Annotated in this window: 22 protein-coding genes; 17 read left to right on the forward strand and 5 right to left on the reverse strand. The window is 44.7% G+C overall.

The genetic code is table 11. The annotated features are described in order from the left end of the window. Positions 1-256: 256 nt before the first annotated feature. Positions 257-1,141 carry an Rpn family recombination-promoting nuclease/putative transposase gene (locus tag ACMN7X_RS08185; RefSeq protein WP_418746974.1) on the forward strand — a complete coding sequence of 295 codons (885 nt, stop codon included), beginning with the start codon at positions 257-259 and terminating at the stop codon, positions 1,139-1,141. A gap of 65 nt (positions 1,142-1,206) precedes the next feature. On the opposite strand, the gene ACMN7X_RS08190 is transcribed toward ACMN7X_RS08185, so the two are convergent. Further along, positions 1,207-2,760 carry an ABC-F family ATP-binding cassette domain-containing protein gene (locus tag ACMN7X_RS08190; RefSeq protein ID WP_418746975.1) on the reverse strand — a complete coding sequence of 518 codons (1,554 nt, stop codon included), beginning with the start codon at positions 2,758-2,760 and terminating at the stop codon, positions 1,207-1,209. A 95-nt stretch (positions 2,761-2,855) separates the two neighbouring features. On the opposite strand from ACMN7X_RS08190, the gene ACMN7X_RS08195 reads away from it, so the two are divergent. Further along, positions 2,856-3,236: an arsenate reductase family protein gene (locus ACMN7X_RS08195; RefSeq protein ID WP_418747025.1), complete on the forward strand. Its 381-nt coding sequence runs from the start codon at positions 2,856-2,858 to the stop codon at positions 3,234-3,236. Positions 3,237-3,301: 65 nt separating this feature from the next. Here ACMN7X_RS08195 and ACMN7X_RS08200 read toward each other — a convergent pair whose 3' ends face one another. Then, complete coding sequence (locus ACMN7X_RS08200) at positions 3,302-4,474, reverse strand: DUF4317 domain-containing protein (RefSeq protein WP_418746976.1); 1,173 nt, start codon at positions 4,472-4,474, stop codon at positions 3,302-3,304. Between the two features lie 203 nt (positions 4,475-4,677). Here ACMN7X_RS08200 and ACMN7X_RS08205 point away from each other — a divergent pair, with 203 nt between their 5' ends. After that, positions 4,678-5,403 (forward strand): ABC transporter ATP-binding protein, encoded by a 726-nt coding sequence (locus ACMN7X_RS08205; protein ID WP_418746977.1) that lies wholly within the window; start codon positions 4,678-4,680, stop codon positions 5,401-5,403. A gap of 17 nt (positions 5,404-5,420) precedes the next feature. Continuing rightward, the gene (locus ACMN7X_RS08210) at positions 5,421-6,344 is read left to right on the forward strand and encodes a SufB/SufD family protein (RefSeq protein WP_418746978.1); all 924 of its coding nucleotides are present in this window, start codon (positions 5,421-5,423) and stop codon (positions 6,342-6,344) included. A gap of 89 nt (positions 6,345-6,433) precedes the next feature. On the opposite strand, the gene ACMN7X_RS08215 is transcribed toward ACMN7X_RS08210, so the two are convergent. Next, the gene (locus ACMN7X_RS08215) at positions 6,434-7,111 is read right to left on the reverse strand and encodes a GTP pyrophosphokinase (RefSeq protein WP_418746979.1); all 678 of its coding nucleotides are present in this window, start codon (positions 7,109-7,111) and stop codon (positions 6,434-6,436) included. 167 nt (positions 7,112-7,278) lie between these two features. Between ACMN7X_RS08215 and ACMN7X_RS08220 the strand changes: the two genes are divergently transcribed. Next, the gene (locus ACMN7X_RS08220) at positions 7,279-7,785 is read left to right on the forward strand and encodes a DNA-deoxyinosine glycosylase (RefSeq protein ID WP_418746980.1); all 507 of its coding nucleotides are present in this window, start codon (positions 7,279-7,281) and stop codon (positions 7,783-7,785) included. Here the strand turns inward: ACMN7X_RS08220 and ACMN7X_RS08225 are convergent. Continuing rightward, entirely contained in the window at positions 7,782-8,978 is a 1,197-nt protein-coding gene (locus ACMN7X_RS08225; protein WP_418746981.1) for an LL-diaminopimelate aminotransferase, read from the reverse strand. The genes ACMN7X_RS08220 and ACMN7X_RS08225 overlap by 4 nt on opposite strands. A gap of 146 nt (positions 8,979-9,124) precedes the next feature. Here ACMN7X_RS08225 and ACMN7X_RS08230 point away from each other — a divergent pair, with 146 nt between their 5' ends. The 12 genes from ACMN7X_RS08230 to ACMN7X_RS08285 all read left to right on the forward strand — a co-directional run bounded on the left by ACMN7X_RS08230 (position 9,125) and on the right by ACMN7X_RS08285 (position 21,773). Further along, a complete protein-coding gene (locus ACMN7X_RS08230; protein ID WP_418746982.1) occupies positions 9,125-9,838 on the forward strand; it encodes an IMP cyclohydrolase in 714 nt (237 codons plus the stop codon). Between the two features lie 10 nt (positions 9,839-9,848). Further along, positions 9,849-11,024 (forward strand): phosphoribosylaminoimidazolecarboxamide formyltransferase, encoded by a 1,176-nt coding sequence (locus ACMN7X_RS08235; RefSeq protein WP_418746983.1) that lies wholly within the window; start codon positions 9,849-9,851, stop codon positions 11,022-11,024. Between the two features lie 98 nt (positions 11,025-11,122). After that, on the forward strand, positions 11,123-11,818 hold the full coding sequence (locus ACMN7X_RS08240) for a ThiF family adenylyltransferase (RefSeq protein WP_418746984.1): 696 nt from the start codon (positions 11,123-11,125) through the stop codon (positions 11,816-11,818). Positions 11,819-11,829: 11 nt separating this feature from the next. Next, the gene (locus ACMN7X_RS08245) at positions 11,830-12,774 is read left to right on the forward strand and encodes a leucine-rich repeat domain-containing protein (protein ID WP_418746985.1); all 945 of its coding nucleotides are present in this window, start codon (positions 11,830-11,832) and stop codon (positions 12,772-12,774) included. An 11-nt stretch (positions 12,775-12,785) separates the two neighbouring features. Continuing rightward, the gene (locus ACMN7X_RS08250) at positions 12,786-14,102 is read left to right on the forward strand and encodes a VWA-like domain-containing protein (protein ID WP_418746986.1); all 1,317 of its coding nucleotides are present in this window, start codon (positions 12,786-12,788) and stop codon (positions 14,100-14,102) included. A 1-nt stretch (position 14,103) separates the two neighbouring features. Then, entirely contained in the window at positions 14,104-15,600 is a 1,497-nt protein-coding gene (locus ACMN7X_RS08255; RefSeq protein ID WP_418746987.1) for an ATP-binding protein, read from the forward strand. Between the two features lie 16 nt (positions 15,601-15,616). Then, positions 15,617-17,005 (forward strand): aminopeptidase, encoded by a 1,389-nt coding sequence (locus ACMN7X_RS08260; protein ID WP_418746988.1) that lies wholly within the window; start codon positions 15,617-15,619, stop codon positions 17,003-17,005. A 112-nt stretch (positions 17,006-17,117) separates the two neighbouring features. Continuing rightward, on the forward strand, positions 17,118-18,188 hold the full coding sequence (locus ACMN7X_RS08265) for a CobW family GTP-binding protein (RefSeq protein ID WP_418746989.1): 1,071 nt from the start codon (positions 17,118-17,120) through the stop codon (positions 18,186-18,188). Positions 18,189-18,204: 16 nt separating this feature from the next. Then, a complete protein-coding gene (locus tag ACMN7X_RS08270; RefSeq protein WP_418746990.1) occupies positions 18,205-19,149 on the forward strand; it encodes a GTP-binding protein in 945 nt (314 codons plus the stop codon). Positions 19,150-19,304: 155 nt separating this feature from the next. Continuing rightward, positions 19,305-19,532, forward strand: coding sequence for a FeoA family protein (locus ACMN7X_RS08275; RefSeq protein WP_418746991.1), 228 nt, complete (start codon positions 19,305-19,307; stop codon positions 19,530-19,532). Further along, positions 19,529-21,586 carry a ferrous iron transport protein B gene (gene feoB / locus ACMN7X_RS08280; RefSeq protein ID WP_418746992.1) on the forward strand — a complete coding sequence of 686 codons (2,058 nt, stop codon included), beginning with the start codon at positions 19,529-19,531 and terminating at the stop codon, positions 21,584-21,586. Before ACMN7X_RS08275 ends, feoB begins: the two co-directional genes overlap by 4 nt. 7 nt (positions 21,587-21,593) lie before the next feature. Next, positions 21,594-21,773, forward strand: a complete 180-nt coding sequence (locus ACMN7X_RS08285) for a FeoB-associated Cys-rich membrane protein (protein ID WP_418746993.1) — start codon at positions 21,594-21,596, stop codon at positions 21,771-21,773. A 60-nt stretch (positions 21,774-21,833) separates the two neighbouring features. Here the strand turns inward: ACMN7X_RS08285 and mutY are convergent, their stop codons facing one another. Beyond that, positions 21,834-22,874 (reverse strand): A/G-specific adenine glycosylase, encoded by a 1,041-nt coding sequence (mutY, locus tag ACMN7X_RS08290; RefSeq protein ID WP_418746994.1) that lies wholly within the window; start codon positions 22,872-22,874, stop codon positions 21,834-21,836. Positions 22,875-22,914 lie beyond the last annotated feature (40 nt).

The raw sequence follows: 22,914 nt of genomic DNA on the forward strand, positions 1-22,914 counted from the left end.
ATATAGAAAAATATTTGGCAGGGATATTGAACTTTTCAATATCCCTGCTTTTGACGCAAAATTTGTCGATGGATGATGATTGCAATTTGATTTTTTTGATGATAAGATGTAGGCATATCTGGAAAGCCATTCCGGCTGACCTGTAAAAATCTTTTGGCCTGTCCGGCCACATATTTATATTCAAGTACTTGATTCTGAGTGATTTTCAACAATTGATTTTTAACTGTAATATGATAAAATAAAGGAGGAAATGCCTATGAAGCAGCCAATGATACCGTTAACACAATTGAATCTGACAAATCGGTTTTTATTCGATGAAGTCATGGATGATGCCCAAACCCATCAGGATGTCCTCAGTATTATTTTGGGGTATGATATTCCTCTGCTGGAACAAAATGAAAGTGAGAAGGAGCATCGGGTTTCGCCGCTGGCCCGTTCTGTTCGAATGGATGTTTTTGCCATAGATGAAAATGATACGGCATATAATACGGAGATGCAGCCAAAAAAACGGAATGATATTCAAAAACGAAGTCGATATTATCAGTCTTTGATGGACACATCTCTTTTAGAACCGGGAATTACAGATTACAATCTGTTGAAAGAAAGTTATATCATTTTAATTATGACGTCTGACCTTCTGGGCCTTAAAAAATATGTATACACATTTAAAGCCCAGTGCCAGGAGGCCCAGGAATATCTGCTGAAAGATGGAGCGACGCGGATATTTTTGAATACAAAGGGAAAGAACAGGGATGAAGTTTCGGAGGAACTGGTTGATTTTCTGCGTTATGTGGAAAGTTCAACAGATGAGACCGTGGCTTCTATTAAGAGCGACCGTATTCATCGGATACATCAGCGGGTATGTAAGGTTCGAACAAATGAGCAAGTCGGGGTGAGATATATGCAGGCCTGGGAAGAAAGAATTTACGAAAAGGAAGAGGCTAGAGAGGAAGGAATGTATATTCACGCAATTTCTCTTGTAAAAAGCAATCTGTCTAAGGGCGTGTCTGTGTCGGATATTGCAAAATTCATGGATGAGTCGGAAGACAGTATTGAAAAGATCGCTGCTGTGATAAAGAGCCATCCGGAAGCAGACGATGAAGAACTCTACAGTTTGATTTACCCTTCAGAGGAGAATTAGATTTATGAATATACGAAAGATAAAAAGACGAAATCTAATGAATGTTCAGATTTCGTCTTTGCTTTTTAGAAAATTTTTGTGGACCATTCCTGGCAATCCCATATCTGGGTAACCACATCCTGATAAAATTCCGGTTCGTGGCAGATTAATAAAATACTGCCCTTATATTCTTGAAGGGCCCGTTTTAATTCATCCTTTGCATCCACATCCAAATGATTGGTCGGCTCATCCAAAAGCAGGATGTTGGTTTCTCTGTTGATAATTTTGCAGAGGCGGACTTTTGCCTGCTCTCCGCCGCTCAGAACACGGATCTGACTTTCGATGTGTTTGGTTGTCAGGCCGCATTTGGCGAGAGCGGACCGGATTTCATACTGGGTGTAGGAGGGAAAATCTTTCCACAGTTCTTCAATACAGGTTGTCCGATTGTCTTTTTCACCTTCCTGTTCAAAATAGCCGATATATTGATAGTCGCCGAGGTGAACTTTTCCGGAGTAGGGAGGAATCAACCCGAGGATACTTTTTAAAAGAGTCGTTTTTCCGATGCCGTTAGCCCCGGTGAGAGCAATCTTATCGCCCCGCTCCATGCGTATATTTAGAGGGCGGGTCAGCGGTTCGTCATAGCCGATGACCAGATCATCCGTTTCAAAGATCATTTTTCCCGAAGCACGGGCGGTTTTAAAATGAAATTCCGGTTTCGGTTTTTCTTTGGACAATTCAATGATTTCCATATTATCCAGTTTTTTCTGACGGGACATGGCCATATTTCGTGTGGAAACACGGGCCTTATTACGGGCGACAAAATCCTTCAATGCACTGATTTCCTGCTGTTGCCGATTATAGGCTGCTTCCAGTTGAGCCTTTTTCATGGCATAGACTTCCTGAAATTTATCATAATCTCCGGGATAGCGGTCGAGATTTTGATTTTCCATATGATATATGAGATTGATCACACTGTTTAAGAACGGGATATCATGGGAGATTAAAATAAAGGCATTGTCGTAATCATTGAGATAGCGTTTCAGCCATTCAATATGCTGCTCATCCAGATAGTTGGTCGGCTCATCCAGAAGGAGAATATCCGGTTTTTCAAGAAGCAGTTTAGCGAGAAGAACTTTCGTTCTCTGACCGCCGGATAACTCTGTGACATCCCGGTCAAGGCCGATTTCCGTCAGGCCGAGAGCACGTCCGATTTCCTCCACTTTCGTATCAATTTGATAAAAATCATGCTGTTCCAGCAGGTCCTGAATAGTCCCTGTTTCCTCGAGAAGTTTTTCCATTTCTTCGGGAGAGGCTTCAGCCATACTTTCAAACATCTGATTCATATTTTCTTCCATCTCATATAAAAATTGAAAGGCGGACTGGAGAACATCCCGGATCGTCATTCCCTTTTCGAGGACAGCATGCTGGTCTAAATATCCAACCCGCACATTTTTTGCCCATTCGACCGTTCCCTCATCCGGCATAAGTTTTCCTGTGATAATATTCATAAATGTGGATTTGCCCTCGCCGTTGGCGCCGATGAGTCCGATATGTTCCCCCTTCAGCAAACGGAAAGATACATTATTAAATATAGCCCGGTCCCCAAAACCATGGCTTAGATTTTTTACATTCAAAATCATAGAAACACCTTTTCCTTCGCAAAATTACGGAGTTTATTATATCGGATAAGTTCGGGCTTTGCAAGTGTCGAAATGAATGGTATCATAGGGTAATAATATTATTATTTAGCAGGAGGAAGAAGATGAATCGTTTATTTGTTGAGTATCCAAAATGTTCTACATGCAGAAAGGCAAAAAAATATCTGGAAGAACACCAGGTTGATTTTGAAGACCGGCACATCGTTGAAAACAATCCGACTGAGGAAGAATTAAAAGATTGGATTGCTCGCAGCGGACTTCCGGTAAAAAAGTTTTTTAATACAAGCGGTAAAAAGTATAAAGATATGGAGCTGAAAAACAAACTGCCTGAGATGAGTGAAGAAGAACAGATTGCACTGCTCGCCAGTGACGGCATGCTTGTAAAGCGTCCGATTGTTGTGGAGGATAACAGGGTGCTTGTCGGCTTTAAGGAAGCAGAATGGGCATTTGAGAATTAATAAATCGGATATATAAACAGGAGACGCATTCCTATAAGGACGACATCTCCTGTTTTTGAATATTTTCAATCAAAAGTTTCTTCCGGAGTATCGAGAGTTTCTTCCGTCTTTTTTGCTGGAAACCGAACAGGGATTCCGTTGACCTCCACGGCGTCATTAATTTCGATCACAATGCATTGACGGCCGTCGATGATCCGGGTGTCCACCAGGTCGGAGCGGGCCGGGTTGACCTGGACAATGACATCCGGGGTTTTCACCTCGAATTTTCGTGTGTTGGCGATATTGGATGCCATAAATGGTACGGATTCCGGGGTGGAAGCCTCATAATGTTTCTCAAAATCTTCCAGTTTTTCCGGCTGAACGCCGCTTCCGGCAAGAAGATTTTTGATATCCGTTTTGTCAAGAACAAGGGGTTCCGGCTCTTCCTTTTTTTCTTCGATCATTTCATGGAGGTTATCATGAATGTTTCGGATGGTTTCATAATCGCAGTCCAAACCGAGGGTATCTTCGATCATTGCCTGGAAAGTTTCTTTCTGGGTTTTGGCTGTCAGCGGAAGGACACATCCGAGGAGCTCATCAACCAGGCCGGAACGCAGTTCCTCCGGATTTTTTGTGTAGTACAGCAGATTGTGAATATCCGTGCTGCGGTCGTTAAAAGCCGGAAAAAGAAAACCGACTTCAGGAAGCTCTACGATCCAATCCCGAATCCTGTCATGAAAACTGTTCGTTTCGGCCTGATAGGAGAGGCCGGGTTTAGACAGCTTTACCGGGCAGATGGCACATAAAATGTGGTCATAGACTTCGTCGGAGGCATCTTCCATTTCCAGGCCGTCCGTTGTTTTTCCGGGAACATCATAGACGGAATGAATGAGCAGAATTAAATAATTCTCTCCATAGTCATAGGATTCGATGACTTTGTCGTAAAATTCATTCAGGAGATTTGGGTCGTTTAACTGACTTTCCCGAAGGGACATTAAAAAAGCCTGGGTGCCGCCGAAATCCTCGGCTTCAACAGGAAACTCCATATTGACGAGATTTTTTCCGAGAGTGCCGGAGAGAGTTTTTCGGAATATATCAAAGTACTTAAACATTTCCTCTTCAGGAAGAGAGAGAAACATTTCTTTCATCTGGGCTTTTTTCTCTTTTTCACCGTCCACATAGCAGCCACAGATTCGGGTGACAGCGCAGCGGGAAGGGGTAAACTGTTTTTTTATTTCACTGATCTCTTTTTTATTCATTATGTATTGCCGCCTTTGTTTTGAATTTATGGCCGTAGCCACGCTCATATATTATACTTGATTTTCAGAAAAGTGACAATCTGAAAAAAACTATTGAGAAATCCAGTATTGGTGTTATAATAATACTCTAAGAATATATTTACATATGAATACTTAAACATATGTATATCTAAAGAATATGCAAAAAGGAAAGGATTGATAGCATGCTTCAGGTAAAAAATCTGTCTTATGAGGTTATTGAGAACGGACAGAAATTAAAGATTATAGATGATATCAGTTTCGATGTGGCGGATGGTGAACTGCTTGTGATCACCGGCCCGAATGGCGGCGGCAAATCAACCATGGCGTCGCTCCTTATGGGAATCAAGCCGCAGACAGCCGGTCAGATTATTTTAGATGGTGAGGATATTACGGCTTATGATATTGACCACAGGGCAAAAGCCGGACTGGGATTTGCTTTTCAGCAGCCGCCGCGTTTTAAGGGCATGACAGTCAGCCATTTGTTAAAACTTTCTTCCGGCGGTGAGTTGTCCGAGGATGAAAGCTGTCAGCTTTTAAGTAATGTGGGCCTTTGCGCCAGAGAGTATTTGGACCGCCAGGTGGACGCTTCTCTGTCCGGCGGGGAGATGAAGCGTATTGAGATCGCCACAGCCTTCTCGAAACCTCATAAGCTTTGTATTTTTGACGAGCCGGAGGCGGGGATTGACCTCTGGAGTTTTTCCATGTTGGTAAAACAGTTTGAGGAGATTCATGAAAAGAAAAAGGAGAGCATTATTATTATTTCTCATCAGGAGAGAATCATTCAGATGGCGGACCGCATTATGGTGATCCGGGACGGCCGGGTTCAGCAGCTCGGAACAAAAGAAGAAGTAATGCCTTTGCTGCTTGAAGATGACGGCGAGGCCGGATGTAAATATATGAAACATTAAGAAGGGAGATTTTGAAAATGGAAATTGATAAGGTGACGCAGGGCGTGCTCAATGTTATCGATAATGGAACCTTTAAACAGGAAGGCGCTTACAATCTCCGTTACAATGGTCAGCCCCTTTGTCATGGAGACAGCGAACATATTAAAATAAAGAGTAAAACCGATAAAAATGGAATTGATGTCTATATTGACGGGAATACAAAAGCAGAGCAGGTGCATATCCCGGTGGTTGTGACGGCTTCCGGCATGACGGATGTGGTTTATAATGATTTCTACATAGCCGATGGCGCAGAGGTTGTGATCGTGGCCGGCTGCGGTATTCACAATGCCGGTTGTGACAGCACCCGCCATGATGGAATTCACAGTTTCCATGTGGGAAAAGGCGCTAATGTCCGTTATGAAGAAAAACATTATGGCGAGGGTGAGGGAACGGGCGACCGTATTTTAAATCCGGTAACCAAGATTTATATGGATGAAAATTCTGTATTTACTCTGGATACAGCCCAGATCAAAGGGGTGGATTCCAGTATCCGTGAGACAGAGATAGCCATGGAAGCCGGAGCAAAGCTTTTTGTGACGGAGCGGTTGATGACTCATGATATGCAGACGGCGGTGTCGAATATGGAGATTCAGATGAATGGTGCCGGAAGTTCGGCTAAAATTGCTTCCCGTTCCGTTGCCAAAGGGAAATCCTCCCAGACTTTTCATCCGAAGGCCATAGGAAATGCGGCCTGTCATGCCCATGTCCAGTGTGATTCGATCATTATGGACCAGGCGGAGGTATGCTCCATTCCGGAAATCAATGCGCGGCATATCGATGCCTCTATTATTCATGAAGCGGCGATCGGCAGGATCAATAATGAGCAGCTGATCAAGCTCAGAACCCTTGGTATGACGGAAGAGGAAGCGGAAGCAGTTATTGTCGACGCCTTTCTTGAATGATAAATCCGGAAGGATGATGCCGAGGTGTTTTAGAAGCAAAAGAGCGAAAAAAATCCCCTGTTTCAGTATATGGAGCAGGGGATTGAATTTTATTGGATTTTTTTTCGGATATTCTGCATCTTCAGATCAACGCCGGCAATGATATCGGCACATTCTCTCAGCTCGAGAGCGATTTCCTCAGAATTTTTCAGGTTTTGCTTATAGCGCAGCTTGTGATCCAGACTGGCCCAGAAATCCATGGCGATCGTTCGAAGCTGAACTTCCACTTTCATGTTTTTCTTGCCGCTGGCAAGAAAGATGGGAATTTCGATAATTAAATGAAGACTGCGGTAGCCGTTGACCTTTGGGTTTTTAATATAATCCTTGCGCGCAACAAGAATGACGTCATCCTGGCTGGTCAATAATTCAGCCACATTATAAATATCATCCGGGAAAGGACAGATGACTCTCACGCCGGCAATATCCGTCAGATCATTTTCCAGGGACTCGACACAAAGCGGGAGATTCCGGCGATTTAATTTTTCGAGGATACTGGCCGGAGTTTTAATCCGTGTTTTGATGGATTCAATCGGGTTCCTCTGGTACATATGAGAAAACTCATTATTTAAAACATGAAGTTTTGTGTTGACTTCCATGATGGCACATTCGTACTGCATGATCAATTCTCTGAATTTCGGAGCATTGGCGAGAACAACTTCCGGCCGTTCCGAGCTTTTAATATCCTCAAATAAAAAAGGTGTTGCTTCTTCTTTAGTTGTTATATCCATATGTATTCTCCTGTCAATATAAAAGTATTTCCTTTTAAAAGCTTAACAGTTTATGGCAAAAAGTTCAAGAAAAAGATATTTTTTCATAAAGATTTAATAATTTTTACCAAAAATTCATGCGGATTTATGATATACTGCTTTCAGCAGTGGGAGAGGAATGATGTAAGATGAAAGCAGAAAAAATTTCAGATGCACAGCCGGTGTTTCATGAGATAGCGCCGGTTTATGATAAAGATTCAAGAATTTTGATCTTGGGCAGTTTTCCTTCTGTAAAATCCAGGGAAGTCGGTTTTTTTTACGGTCATCCGCAAAATCGGTTTTGGAAGGTTTTGGCGGGAATATTTAATGTGCCTGTGCCGGTAACGATTGAAGAGAAAAAGGAAATGTTGTTGGCACATCGTATTGCGGTATGGGATGTGATCGCCTCCTGCCGGATCATCGGTTCCAGCGACAGCAGTATTAAGGATGTGGTGCCGAACGATCTGGGGAAAATACTTTCCGGCGCAAAAATCGAACGTATCTGCGCTAACGGGGCAACGGCCTGGAGGCTTTATGAGAAATATACAAAAACAGCCGCCGGGATGGAAGCGGTGAAACTTCCATCCACGAGTCCGGCCAATGCGGCCTGGAACCTGGAGCGGCTGATCGCATATTGGAAAACATATATCAATTAAAATAATTTTTCAAAACGTTCCATGGCTTCCCGGGTATTTTCATGGGTGCCGAAGGAAGTCAGACGGAAGAAGTTCTGACCGTTTTTGCCGAAGCCGGCCCCCGGTGTTCCCACAACCTGGGCATTGTTCAGGAGATAATCAAAGAAGTCCCAGGAATCCATGCCCTTCGGACATTCAAACCAGATATACGGAGAATTTTTGCCGCCGAAGAAGCGGATGCCTTTTTTAGCGAGAACATCAGAGATAATCTTCGCATTTTCCTGATAGTAAGCAATATTTTCATGGCACTGCGCCATACCTTCTTTTGTGAAGATGGCAGCGGCGCCTTTTTGCACGATATAAGAAGTGCCGTTAAATTTTGTTGTCTGGCGGCGTTTCCACATGGCGTTGACAGACATCTCCTCGCCATTGGACGCTTTGAAAACGAGCTCCTGAGGGACGATCGTATAACCGCAGCGTGTACCGGTAAATCCGGCGGTTTTGGAAAGAGAGCAGAACTCGATGGCACATTTCTTTGCACCCTCAACGGCAAAAATACTGCGCGGCAATTCCGGATCCGTGATAAAAGCTTCATAGGCGGAATCGTATAAAATAACAGCCTCATTTGCAAGGGCATAGTCCACCCACGCTTTTAACTGGTCTTTATTATAAGCAGCGCCGGTCGGATTATTTGGTGAACAGATATAGATTAAATCAGCGTGAATCTCCGGATTCGGCATAGGAAGGAAGTTGTTTTCCGCATTGGCGTCAATATAGAGAATTTCGCGGCCTGTCATCACATTCGTATCCACATAAACCGGGTAAACCGGATCAGGGATGAGGACAACATTGTCTTTGGCAAATAAATCGCCGATATTTCCTGTATCGCTTTTGGCGCCGTCGGAGATAAATACATCGTCGGCCTGAATGGTTACGCCGTTCTCTGCATAATAATCGACAACAGCCTGACGGAGAAAATCATACCCCTGTTCCGGCCCGTAACCTTTGAAAGTTTCGGTGGAAGTCATGGCATTCACGCCCTCATGAAGCCCTTCCACAGCCAACGGTTCCAACGGAAGAGTGACATCGCCGATGCCGAGACGGATGATTTTTTTATCCGGATTGGCTTCCGCATATTTTGATACACGATGGGCAATTTCAACAAAAAGATAGCTTTCTTTCAGATTTTGATAGTTTTCATTTAATTTTGGCATTGTGTCATTCCTTTCTGTAGGCATGGTTTTTATGTAAAAAAAGATTAGCTACATTCTAGCAAATAAGTTTTTTAGTGTCAATAAAATGAGTTGCCAAATATAAGTATCGATGATATAATTCAGGTGATTAATAAGGAGGAATACTGATGGAAAAGTTATCAATCGAAAAACAGTTGAAAGAGAATGCTTATCCGGGAAGAGGGATTATTATTGGTAAGTCCGCTGACGGTACATGTGCCGTGACGGCTTATTTTATTATGGGCCGAAGCGAAAACAGCCGTAATCGTGTTTTTGTGGAAGACGGGGATGGAATCCGCACAGAGGCATTTGATCCATCGAAACTGGTCGACCCAAGTTTGATCATCTATGCGCCGGTGCGCGTTCTCGGCAATAAGACTATTGTAACCAATGGCGATCAGACAGATACGATTTATGATCTGATGGACAAACAGCAGACATTTGAACAGTCCCTGCGAACAAGGGAGTTTGAGCCGGATGGGCCGAACTTTACGCCTCGGATCTCCGGTATTATTCATCAGGATAGAGGCAGCTTTAATTATGCTTTATCCATCTTAAAGAGCAATAACGGCCGCCCGGAGGGGTGCAACCGTTATACATTTGCCTATAATAATCCATTTAACGGAGAGGGACATTTTATCCATACATATATGGGTGACGGAAATCCGCTGCCAAGCTTTGAGGGCGAACCGGAATGGGTAGATATTGAAGGCGATATCGATACATTTACCGATAAGATATGGAACAGTCTGAATGAAGAAAATAAAGTTTCTTTGTTTGTCCGTTATATCAACCTCGAAAATGGAACATGGGAAACACGAATCGTAAATAAAAATAAATAGGAGGAACATCATGAAAGAACTGGAGTTAAAATATGGTTGTAATCCAAATCAGAAACCATCCCGTATTTATATGAATGAAGGCGAACTGCCGATTACGGTTTTAAACGGTAAACCGGGTTATATTAATTTTCTGGATGCTTTTAACGGCTGGCAGCTTGTCAGCGAGCTGAAAAAAGCTACCGGTCTTCCGGCGGCAACTTCTTTTAAACATGTGTCTCCGGCCGGCGCCGCTGTAGGTCTGCCGATGGATGACGTGCTGAAGAAAATTTACTGGGTGGATGATCTGGGTGAACTTTCACCGCTGGCCTGCGCTTATGCGAGAGCCAGGGGAGCAGACCGTATGTCTTCCTTTGGTGATTTTATTTCTCTCTCCGATGTTTGTGATGTTTCCACCGCAAAGATTATTAAAAGAGAAGTGTCTGATGGTGTGATCGCACCGGGATATGAACCGGAAGCTCTGGAGATTTTAAAGGCCAAGAAAAAAGGCAATTACAATATTATTCAGATTGATGCGGATTATGTGCCGGCCCCGGTGGAGCATAAAGAAGTTTTCGGCATTACTTTTGAGCAGGGACGCAATGAACTCAAGGTGGATGATGACCTTCTTGCCAATGTGGTGACAGAAAATAAAGAGATTCCTGAACTGGCAAAGATCGATCTGATCATTTCTCTGATCACATTAAAATATACTCAGTCCAATTCCGTATGCTTTGCCAAAGGCGGTCAGGCGATCGGTATCGGCGCCGGACAGCAGTCCAGAATTCATTGTACCCGTCTGGCCGGAAGTAAGGCGGATAACTGGTATCTTCGCCAGTGTCCGAAGGTATTGAATCTGGAATTTGTCGATAAGATCGGCCGGGCAGACAGAGATAACGCCATTGATCTATATATCGGTGAAGATTATATGGACGTTTTGGCAGACGGCGCATGGGAGAAAATCTTCAAAGTAAAACCGGAAGTTTTCACAAAAGAAGAAAAACGGGCGTGGCTGGACGGCATGCAGGATGTGGCCCTCGGCTCCGACGCTTTCTTCCCGTTTGGGGACAATATCGAGCGGGCTCATAAGAGCGGTGTGAAATATGTTGCTCAGCCGGGCGGTTCCATCCGTGATGATAATGTTATTGAAACCTGTAATAAATACGGCATGGCTATGGCCTTTACAGGTATTCGCCTTTTCCATCATTAATTTAAGGTATTATAAGGGATGCAGTCGGACTGTGTCCCTTTATTTTTGATTTCAAATATGATATGATAGGAACGGTGTAATTTAAGGAGGAAAAGCTATTGGAAGAAAGATTTCAGAGAACAGGGATGCTGATTGGTGAGAATGGTTTAAAGAGGTTATCCGGATGCCATGTGGCGGTTTTCGGAATCGGCGGTGTGGGCGGATATGTTGTGGAAGCGCTGGTCCGCTGCGGTATCGGAGAATTCACATTGGTTGATAAAGATGTGGTCAGCATGTCGAATCTGAACCGTCAGATCATTGCTTTAGAGTCAACGGTCGGGCGGATGAAGACCAGGGTGATGAAAGAACGAATCGAAGAGATCAATCCAAATGCGCTGGTTCATACGCGGGAGACCTTTTTCCTGCCGGATAACAGCCGCACTTTTCCTTTTGAAAGTTTTGATTATGTGGTAGATGCGGTGGATACAGTCACCGCAAAAATAGAGCTTATTGTAAAGTGTCAGGAGTTGGGAATTCCAATCATCAGTTCCATGGGAACAGGAAATAAAATGGACCCGTCAAAGCTCCGGACGGCAGACATTTATAAGACCAGTGTTTGTCCTTTGGCACGGGTGATGCGCCGGGAACTGAAAAGCCGGGGTATCAGACATCAGAAAGTGGTGTATTCAACGGAGGAGCCGGTGGCAAATCATCGGACGCCGGGAAGCATGTCTTTTGTGCCGGGGAGCGCGGGCCTGTTGATCGCTTCGGTTGTTATACAGGATTTGCTGGCTGAGATGCCGGATAATAAGTGAGGGAAAGAAAGATGGAGTTCACATTTGAAATAATGGCAGATGGCGGAGCCCGTCTTCTGAAAGCAGAAGGGGCGGATAAGGTTGTTTCCGTGCCGGATTTATGGCAGGGGCATCCGGTGACGGACATCGGTGAATATGCCTTTTATGAGCAGCGGGAGATGACACGGATTCATTTGCCGGAAACACTGAAGAAAATTGAAGATCATGCCTTCGCCGAGTGCCGTTTTCTGGAGCAGATTGAATTTCCGGAGGGAACTGAGCGGATCGATGATTATGCCTTTTATAACTGTACACGGCTGACCCGTGCTGTTTTGCCCGGGACCCTTGAGCATATGGGTTACGGAGCATTTCGAAATGATTCGGATCTGAGAGACATTCATTTATATACGGTACAGGGGATGGAGAGTCAGATCAATACGATCTTAAGCGATACGAATTTTGAGTTGACGGTCACCTTTCACTATGCGGACGGCAATGTATCCCAGCTCGTTTTTACGGATTTCTTTTATGAAGAGACGGCCAATGAGGAGGCCCGCCAGTTTAATCATATAACCTATGGTTCCGGCAGCCTGTACAGAAACTGTATCAGCAGTGTGGGGCTGGATTATATGAAATATGATGAGATTTTTGAGTTGACCATTCATCGGGATGAACCGGAAACGGTGATGGATCTGGCTTTGAAACGGCTGAGTTATCCCTATGAACTGGCTTCGCAGGCCCGAAAATTTTATATTGATCATTTGAGATCGATGGGGGCCCGGGTACTTTTTTATCTGGTTGAGACAAAGCGATGGCACATGTTTCCGCTGCTCACGGAAGGTGAACCGCTGCCAAAGGACATGCTCGATGCCGGGATCGAATTTGGCCGGAAAAATCAGGTGCCGGAGTTTGTCAGCATGCTGATGCAGTATAAAAATACTCATTATTCTTCAATGAAGAAAACTTTTGATTTATAGGATTGCTGAAAATGAATGAAATAAGAGAGAGAATCAACCGGGTCGGCCTTCAGATACTGGCAGCCTCCCGTAATGAAATCTATATGTCGATGCGCTATTTTGACATTGCTTTAAGCGCGCTGGATTATGAACTGAATCTGAGTACTAAAACAATTGGGACGGATGGTTTTAAAATTCTGTTTAATCCTTCCTGGCTGACGTCGGCTTATAAGGAATGGCCCCAGGACGTCAACCGGGTTTACGTACATATGCTGATGCACAATATTTTTCGCCATATGACGGGAAGAATGGAGCGGGATGAACGGCTTTGGAACCTGGCCTGCGATATTGCGGCCGAATCGCTGGTAGACCGGTTTGATGCAGTGTGTGTGAAGCGGGTAGTCAGCGATGAGCGGGAAGCCTGGTATTATCGGATCGGGCAGGAGACAAAGGTCTTAAATGCCCAGTCGATTTATCGATGGATGATGAATCATCCTCTGTCTCCCCGGGAACTGATGGCGGCGGAGCGGATTTTTACGATGGATGATCATTCTTTCTGGCAGGGACAGGAAGACACGCCGGAGGGAAAGCAGAAGCAGCAGGAAAATGATAATAAATGGAAGGATATCAGTGAAAAAATGAAAACGAATCTTTCCACATTTTCCAAAAGTATGGGTGAGAAAGCAGGTGATCTGTTGCTTCAAATGGAGATCAGTCTGCATGAAACCTATGATTACCGGAAGTTTTTAAGAAAGTTTACGGTAATGAATGAGGAAATTAAGCTGGATCTGGACAGCTTTGATTATATATTTTATACTTATGGCCTGAATACCTACGGCAATGTGCCGCTGGTGGAACCTTTGGAGTATAAAGAGTCGGAAAAAATACAGGAATTGGCGATCATCGTGGATACATCTGAATCCTGCGGTGATGAGATCCTCAGGCGTTTTTTCCATGAGACGTTTCAGATTCTGCACAGTATGGACAGCTTTTTCAAAAATATGAATCTTCATATCATCCAGTGTGACGCGAAGGTTCAGATGGATATGAAGATTCAAAATGAAGAAGAACTGAAGGAGTGCATGAAGCACCTCGTCATTCGGGGAAGAGGCGGCACGAACTTTAAGGAAGGCATTGCCTATGTGGAAAAACTTGTGCGGGACGGAGAATTTCGAAATCTAAAAGGAGTTCTTTATTTTACCGATGGTTACGGCGAATTTCCGCCGAAGAAACCGTGCTTTGAGACGGCCTTTATTTTTGTCAAAGAGGATTATACGGATATCAAGGTTCCGCCGTGGGCGATGAAAGTGATTCTTGAGCCGGACGATATATTAACATGGAGTGAGTAAAATGAACATTAAAGAAGCAAAGGAAGAAATAATTCATACGGTGCGGGCGTATACCGCGAAGGATGAGCTCGGCAATTATGTGATCGGAAGAACCCATCAGAGGCCGGTACTTTTGATCGGTCCTCCAGGGATCGGGAAAACGGCAATCATGGAACAGGTCGCCAGAGAATGCGGCATCGGACTGGTGGCCTATACGATCACCCATCATACCCGCCAGTCGGCCATCGGACTGCCGATAATCGAACATAGGGAGTTTGGCGGAAAGGAATATCCTGTTACCGAGTATACGATGAGTGAGATCATCGGGGCGGTTTACGATCAGATGCGGCGGACCGGATTAAAAGAGGGTATTTTATTTATTGATGAGATCAATTGTGTTTCCGAGACACTGGCGCCGACCATGCTCCAGTTTTTGCAGGGAAAAACCTTCGGAAATCATCAGGTACCGGAGGGATGGATCATCGTTGCCGCCGGAAATCCGCCGGAATATAACAAATCAGTGAAGGAATTTGATATTGTCACTTTGGACCGGGTGAAGCGGATCGATGTGACGGAAAATCTTCCGGTTTGGAAGGAATATGCCTATAAGGCCGGAATTCACGGAAGTATTATTTCCTATCTGGATGTCAAAAAAGAAAATTTTTATACGGTGGAGACGACGGTCGAGGGCAAACGGTTTGTGACCGCCCGCGGCTGGGAAGATTTGTCCCAGATGATCCGGGCCTATGAGAAGCTGGATATTCCGGTGACGGAGGGCGTGATCGGCCAGTATCTGCAGCACCCGCGAATCGCCAAAGAATTTTCGGCCTATATGGATTTATACAAAAAATATGCGGCCGATTACAATGTGGAAGATATTTTACATGGAAAAATCCATCCGGGAGCTGAAGAACGGATTTCTTCGGCGCCGTTTGATGAAAAGCTGAGTGTGCTCGGACTTTTAGTCAGCGCGTTGAGCGATGGGGCCAGAGAGTGTTATGAATGGGATATTTATGTGGAGCGTCTCTTTGCCGTCTTAAAATTTGTCAAAGGACAGGCGGATTTGACCGGAGGTCTTTCGGAAGCTCTGGAGCAGGAGAGAGACAAATGGGAAAGAAGCGAGCATGGAAAGACGATGGAAAAATCAGAAGTGCGAATGTGCATCCGCTTGATGAATACATTGGAAGATTATCTGAAGGCCGTCCGCGAAGGCGCCGATTTCGACGCGGTCAGAGCAAAATTTAACGAAGCGGTCGATGAACGCCAGTCGATGCTTGAGCAGTGGAAGAATGCTTTTGACAATTCCTTTGCTTTTGTGGAGGCGGCTTTCGGCGAAAGTCAGGAGATGGTCGTCTTTATCACCGAGTTGAATTCAAGTCATTACGCCCTCTGGTTTATCGGAGAGAACGGCTGTGAAAAGTATTATCAGTACAATCAGGGATTATTGCTCGGAGAGCGCCAAAGCGCGATCATGGCGGATATTCGTGGAATTGAAAAGGAGCTTTCATTTTTAGGTTAACAGGAGGATTATACAAATGAAGGAAAATGTTTGGAATACGTATAATGATGAAGATATGGAGATGATCGACGCGTTGATCCAGGGATATAAATTTTTTCTGGACAACGGCAAAACGGAAAGAGAATGTGTGCGTCAGATGATCTCAACGGCACGGCAGTACGGCTATGTTTCGCTGGAAGAGGTTGTTCACGGCGGACATTTGTTGAAGCACGGCAGTAAGATTTATGCCCAGACAAAGGGCAAAGCGGTGATGTTTGTCAATATCGGACTTTTCCCAATGGAAGAAGGAATGAATATCCTTGGTGCCCACATCGATTCGCCGCGTTTGGATCTGAAACAGAATCCGCTCTATGAAGATACGGAGCTGGCCTATATGGATACCCATTATTACGGCGGCATTAAAAAATATCAGTGGGTGGCATTGCCGCTGGCCCTTCACGGCACAATTGTCAAAAAGGACGGAAGCCATGTGGAAATTAATATCGGTGAGGATGAAAATGACCCGGTATTCGGAGTGTCCGATCTTCTTGTACATCTCTCGGCAAAACAGCTTGAAAAGAAGGCGGCCGTTGTTGTTGAGGGGGAAAATCTGGATATTCTTGTGGGAAGCCGTCCGCTGAAAGATTCCGATGAAAAAGATAAAGTTAAAGCAAATATTTTAAAACTTTTAAAGGATAAATATGACATTGAGGAAGAGGATTTTATTTCCGGCGAAATTGAAGTCGTGCCGGCCGGAAAGGCCAGAGATTTCGGTCTGGACCGGAGTATGGTGATGTCCTACGGGCAGGATGACCGGGTGTGCGCTTATACATCTCTGATGGCCATGCTGGCGGTGGATGATGTGGTGCGGACCAGCGTTTCCATATTTGTGGATAAGGAAGAGATCGGCAGCGTGGGCGCATCAAGTATGGGTTCTAAATTCTTTGAGAATACCATTGCGGAGATTCTGAATGCCATGGGCAAATTAAATGATATTACCCTTCGCCGGACTCTGGCAAACTCGAAAATGCTGTCCTCGGATGTGAGCGCGGCCTACGATCCGGCATATTCTTCCGTATTCGAAAAAAATAATACGGCTTATTTCGGACACGGAGTGGTATTTAATAAGTATACCGGCGCCCGCGGCAAATCCGGCTCCAACGATGCCGGCGCAGAATATGTCGCACGGATCCGACGGGTGATGGATGAAGACAAGGTGGCTTATCAGATGTCTGAGATGGGACGGGTGGACGCCGGCGGCGGCAACACCATCGCCTGGATTCCGGCAGCTTATGATATGGATGTCATTGACTGCGGTGTCCCGGTACTCAGCATGCATGCACCATGGGAAATTACAAGCAAGTCCGACATTTATGAGGCCGAAAAATGCTATGAGGCTTTCCTGAAAACAAAAGATTGGATTTAAAACTTGATAAACCATTTTTGGTGTGGTACACTAAATGATAGTAATTCCGTCAGTTTTAGTCAGACGGAATTTTTTACAATGTGTTTTTAAAACTGGAAAGGTAGTGACTATAGTGGCTAAGATTGATATTATTTCTGGATTTTTAGGTGCCGGAAAAACCACATTGATTAAAAAGCTGTTATCCGAGGCTTTTAAAGATGAAAAGGTTGTTCTTATTGAAAATGAGTTTGGTGAGATTGGCATTGACGGAGGATTTTTGAAGGATGCCGGCGTTGAAATCACAGAGATGAATTCCGGGTGTATCTGCTGTTCTCTGGTCGGCGATTTTGGTACAGCCCTTGAAAAAGTTATTCACGATTATGCGCCGGACCGGGTTATCATTGAACCTTCGGGTGTCGGCAAACTGTCTGATGTGATCCGTGCGGTAGAAGGCGTCGGAGAGAAAGTAGATATTGTATTGAACAGTTATACAGCGGTTGTTGACGGGCAGAAATGTAAAATGTATATGAAGAACTTCGGAGAGTTCTTTAATAATCAGATTGAGCATGCGAAAACCATTGTTTTAAGCCGCACGCAGAAGATGTCTGAGGACAAACTGGCAAAGTGTCTTGAAATGATTAAAGAGCATAATCCGGATGCAACGATCGTCACCACACCGTGGGATGATATTGACGGTATGAAGATTCTGGGCGCTATGGAAAAGGAAAATGATTTTGTCCTGAAACTTCTCGAGGAAGAGCATGAGCACCATCATCATGAACACGAGCATGAACATCACCATCATGAACATGAACATGAACACGAACATGAGCATGAACACGAACATGAGCATCATCATGAACATGGTCCGGACTGCACATGCGGCTGTCACGATCATGATCACGAACATGGCCATCACCATGCGGATGATATATTTACAAGCTGGGGACAGGAAACCGCTAAAAAGTTTGATCGTGAACAGATGCAGATGACATTGGATGTGCTGGCACATTCGGAAGACTATGGTATGATCCTCAGAGCAAAAGGTATGGTTCCGGATACAAAAGGAGGCTGGATATATTTTGACCTTGTGCCTGGTGAATTTGAGCTGCGTGATGGAGAACCGGATGTCACAGGGCGCCTCTGCGTTATCGGATCCGATTTGAAAGAGGATAAGCTGGCAGAATTATTCGGTCTGAATTAGAACGGAGGAAAGATAAATGCAGGTTCCTGTTTATTTAATTACCGGCTTTCTTGAAAGCGGTAAAACAACATTCATTGAACAGGTTATTTTGGAAGGAAATTTTGTTGAGGATGAAAAGACGCTGTTGATTCTCACGGAGGAAGGCGAAGCGGAGATCAATCCAAAACTGCTTGAACAGTACAATGTGGATGTGGTGACCGTCGATGAGAAAGAAGATTTTACGGTGGATTTTCTGAAAAAATGCCGCCGCGAGCATCGCCCTCAGCAGGTTATTATCGAATATAACGGTATGTGGCCGGTCAGCGAATTTATCCGTATGCAGCTGCCGTATCGATGGGAACTGTTTCAGGTCGTTACGACTGTTGACGCTTCCACCTTCCAGTTGTATATGAATAATATGCGTTCTTTAATGGCAGATATTCTGACTTGCACTCAGATGGCAATTTTTAATCGCTGTAATGAAGAAACAACAGATATATCTTATCTGATTCGCAATGTGAAGGTGCTTAACAGCAGGGCAGAGCTTATTTTTGAAGCGGAAAACGGAGATATCCTTGATCCGGGAGAAGATATTCTGCCGTATGATGTGAATCAGGATATTATTGAAATTGATGATGATAATTACGGTATATGGTATCTGGATGCTTTGGACCATGGTGAACGCTATGAGGGCAAACAGGTGATTATCAAGGGCATGGTATTCCGTTCAAAAAATTTTGACGAAGGATATTTTGTCCCGGGCCGTATGGCGATGACATGCTGCGCGGATGATATTACGTTTCTCGGATTTTTATGTAAGAGTAAGTTTGCCGGTCAGCTGAAAAACAAGCAATGGGTCAGAGTGACGGCGGAAGTCCGTTTGGAACATCGGGATGAATATCATGGGATCGGCCCGGTACTTTATGCGCGGCGGATTGAAAAGGCCATTAAGCCGGAAGAGGATATGGTTTATTTTAATTAAATAGAGTTTAACGGGCAAACATCCCCTTTGACGGATATAAAATAGTCAGGGGGATGTTTTTATTTTACGAAGTTATTGACAACTAATTCTATTCAGGGTAATATGTATGAGGTAAATGAGAATATATTATCAATTGACAGGCGGAGGAATTGCAAATGACTTTATCTGAAGGCATTCCGGGAAAGGAATATGTTGTTGAGTCAACTCAGTTGAATGAAAAGGTTGGGCGAAGGCTTGAGGCGCTTGGCCTGATTTATGGAACAAAGCTCGAAGTTTTAAATAGAAAGAAAAACGGAACAATGATTTTTAAAGCCAGAGGTACACGGATGGCGATCGGAAAGGAGATATCCATGGGTATTTATGTGAAGGAGGGTGCCTTATGAGCGGACAGGTTATTAATGTTGCTTTCGCGGGGAATCCCAACTGCGGCAAGACAACGCTTTTCAATGCCTATACAGGGGCGCGGCTAAAAGTTGCCAACTGGCCGGGAGTTACCGTGGAAAAAAAAGAAGGCGCCTTTAAGTTTCATGAATATCAGTATAAGCTGGTAGACCTTCCGGGAATCTATAGCCTGACCTGTTATTCCACAGAGGAGATTTTATCCCGTCAATACCTGCTTGGGGATGAGGTGGATGTTGTCGTGGATGTGGCCGATGCGTCAAATCTTGAGCGGAATCTCTATTTGACACTGCAGTTGATCGAACTGGGAAAGCCGGTTGTTCTCGCTTTAAATATGATGGATATTGTTGAGGAACGGGGCATGGAATTGGATATTCACCGCCTCCCGGAAATGCTCGGTATTCCGGTGGTACCTGTTTCAGCCAGAAAGCGGACAGGCCTTGAGGTGCTTATGCATGCGGTGGCCCATCATCAGGGAAAGGCCAACAGTGTGCCTGTGGAACATCATCACGATTTGGTATGCCAGAGCGTTCATCGGCATAATCATCATAAAGAGTTTGCCATGGTTTATTCGGATGATATTGAGGATAAGATTGATGATATTGAGGAACGACTGCTGGCGAACTTCCCGGACATTGTCAATCCAAGATGGCATGCCATTAAAATGCTTGAAAAAGATCCGGAGATCATGAAAAATTATCCGATTCGGATTGACGATATTGTGGATAAAAATTATGAACATGAGATCATCAATCAGAAATACGATTTCATTGAGGAGGTCATTGATGAAGTTCTGATGAACAGGGCTCAGAAGGAAGCCCGCACGGAAAAGATCGACCAGTGGATGACCCATCCGGTGTGGGGAATGCCGATTTTTTTCGGGATCATGGCTTTAGTTTTCCTTTTGACCTTTGCCGTCGGCGACTGGATTGCCGGAGGATTTGAAATTTTTATTTCCGGCGTGGCCAACGGTATCCAGTATGGCATGGAATTGCTTCATTTGAGCCCGACGCTGATATCGCTTGTCTGCGATGGTATTATCAGCGGCGTTGGCGGCATCCTGACCTTTTTGCCGAATATCTTTATGCTGTTTTTGGCGCTGGCCTTTTTAGAGGACAGCGGTTATATGTCCCGGGTGGCCTATGTAATGGACGGGCTGATGGGAAAAATGGGGTTGTCCGGCCGGGCATTTATCCCGATGCTTCTCGGATTCGGCTGTACCGTGCCGGCGATCATGAGTGCAAGAACGCTGGAAGATACGCGGGACCGGCTGAGAACGATCATGGTTACACCGTTTATGTCCTGCAGTGCGAGACTTCCGGTATATGTATTGTTTTCAAAAATGTTTTTCGGAAAATTTGCCATGGCTGCAGCATTTTCCATGTATGTGGTCGGCCTGGTTATGGCGATCATCGTTGCGTTGATCTACAGCAAGATTGTGTGCCGGAAGGAAGAAAAAAACTGTCTTTTAATTGAACTTCCGGAATATAAATCGCCGAATGCCCGGACAATTATCATCTATGTATGGGAAAAGGTAAAAGATTATCTGACAAAAGCGGGAACCACGATTTTTGTCGGATCCGTGCTTTTGTGGGTGATCATGAATTTTGGAGCTGCAGGAATGGTGACGGATATCTCGGACAGCTTTGCCGCTTCGATCGGACGTTTTCTTGTGCCGGTACTGGCTCCGGCGGGGCTTGGATTGTGGCAGATCGGCGTTGCGCTCATTTCCGGCGTGGCCGCGAAAGAGCTGGTCGTTTCGAGCTGCAGTGTCCTGTTTGGAATGAATATCAATTCGGACATCGGCGTTGAGAATTTCCATTATGTACTGGAAGGTATGGGTTTTGGAACCGTCAACGCCTATGCACTTATGATTTTCTGTCTGTTGTACATACCGTGTATGGCTGCCATTGCAACCATCCATAAAGAGACAAATTCCTGGCGCTGGACGATAGGAATGATGCTGATGCAGCTGCTTATCGCCTGGGGAATGGCGGTACTTGTATTCCAGGTGGGGTCTATGCTGATGGGAGGATGATCATAAAATGTTTTGGTCGATCATTATAGGAATATTACTGGTAATTTATATACTTTGGGTTATCCGGCGGAAAGTCCGGCAGTTCCGTGAAGGAAAATATTGCGGCGGAAGCTGCTGTGACTGCGGATGTACATGCAGTGCCGGGGATAAAAAAGAAAAATCAAAGATAGAAAAATCAAAGATATAATAAACGAGGGCGTATCCGGGGATACGCCCTTTTGATGTATGCCGTTTAAATCATGCTGTGCTAGGAAATTTGCGTACAGATTTTCCGGTGGGCCGTCGATATGGGAAGCTCCGCCATTTCCGCTTCGGTATAAAGATGCCCGGAAAGCCGGCCGGAAGTTCCCGGCTCATCCGGAATTTCACCCAGATAAACGTTCATATGCCATATGCGATGAGAGAAAACGTGTTTAATCTCTTTGCAGTATTCATAAAGCCGGACAGAAAAACCGTAGTTTTCATAAAATGTCTCTTCAAAGCTGACGGGTGATTCCACCTCATATTGAACAAAGCCGTAGAGATTTTCCAGAAGTCCCTCCTTGTTTTTAATGAGAAAATATTTATCGTCTTTTTTTAAGATGGCAGTAATATAATATAGATCCGTTTTGGATGTGTTTTTAATGTTCACCGGAAGCAGGCTTTCTGTTCCCGATGCATGGGCCTCACAGAAATCGGAAACCGGGCAACTTTTACAATCCGGATGCTTTGGCGTGCATATACCGGCCCCCAGATCCATCATTCCCTGATTGAACATGGACGGGTCCGAGCCGTGAATAAGGTCATCCATAAGGAACTGCCAGGCTTTCTTTGTCTTATCCAGGGCAATGTTGTCCTGACGGTTGTATATCCGTGAAAGAATACGCAGCGTGTTGCCGTCAATGACACCCTTTTCCTGCCCGAAGGCGATGCTGGAAATGGCGCTGGCTGTGTATGCACCGATGCCTTTCAGACGGATAATATCGTCATAATTATCCGGGAAATGACCGTCATATTCATCCATGATCCGGCGTGCGGCTTCCTGCATATGGCGGACGCGGCGGTAATAGCCGAGACCTTCCCACAGTTTAAAAATTAAATCTTCATCGGCTTCGGCCAGAGATTGAACGTCCGGCAGGGTTTTAAGAAAACGGATATAATAGTTTTTTACCGTGTCCACCTGTGTCTGCTGAAGCATGATTTCGCTGACCCAGATGGCATAAGGGTCGCGGGTGTGCCGCCAGGGCAGATCCCGGCCTTCTTTTTTATACCATTCGATTAAGTTTTTTTGGAAAATTTCTATATTCATTAAATGACACATAGGCAAAGTGTAACATATTTTTCTGGAT

The organism is Frisingicoccus sp. (genome assembly GCF_048388605.1).
In the GTDB taxonomy this organism is placed as follows: Bacteria; Bacillota; Clostridia; order Lachnospirales; family Lachnospiraceae; genus Frisingicoccus.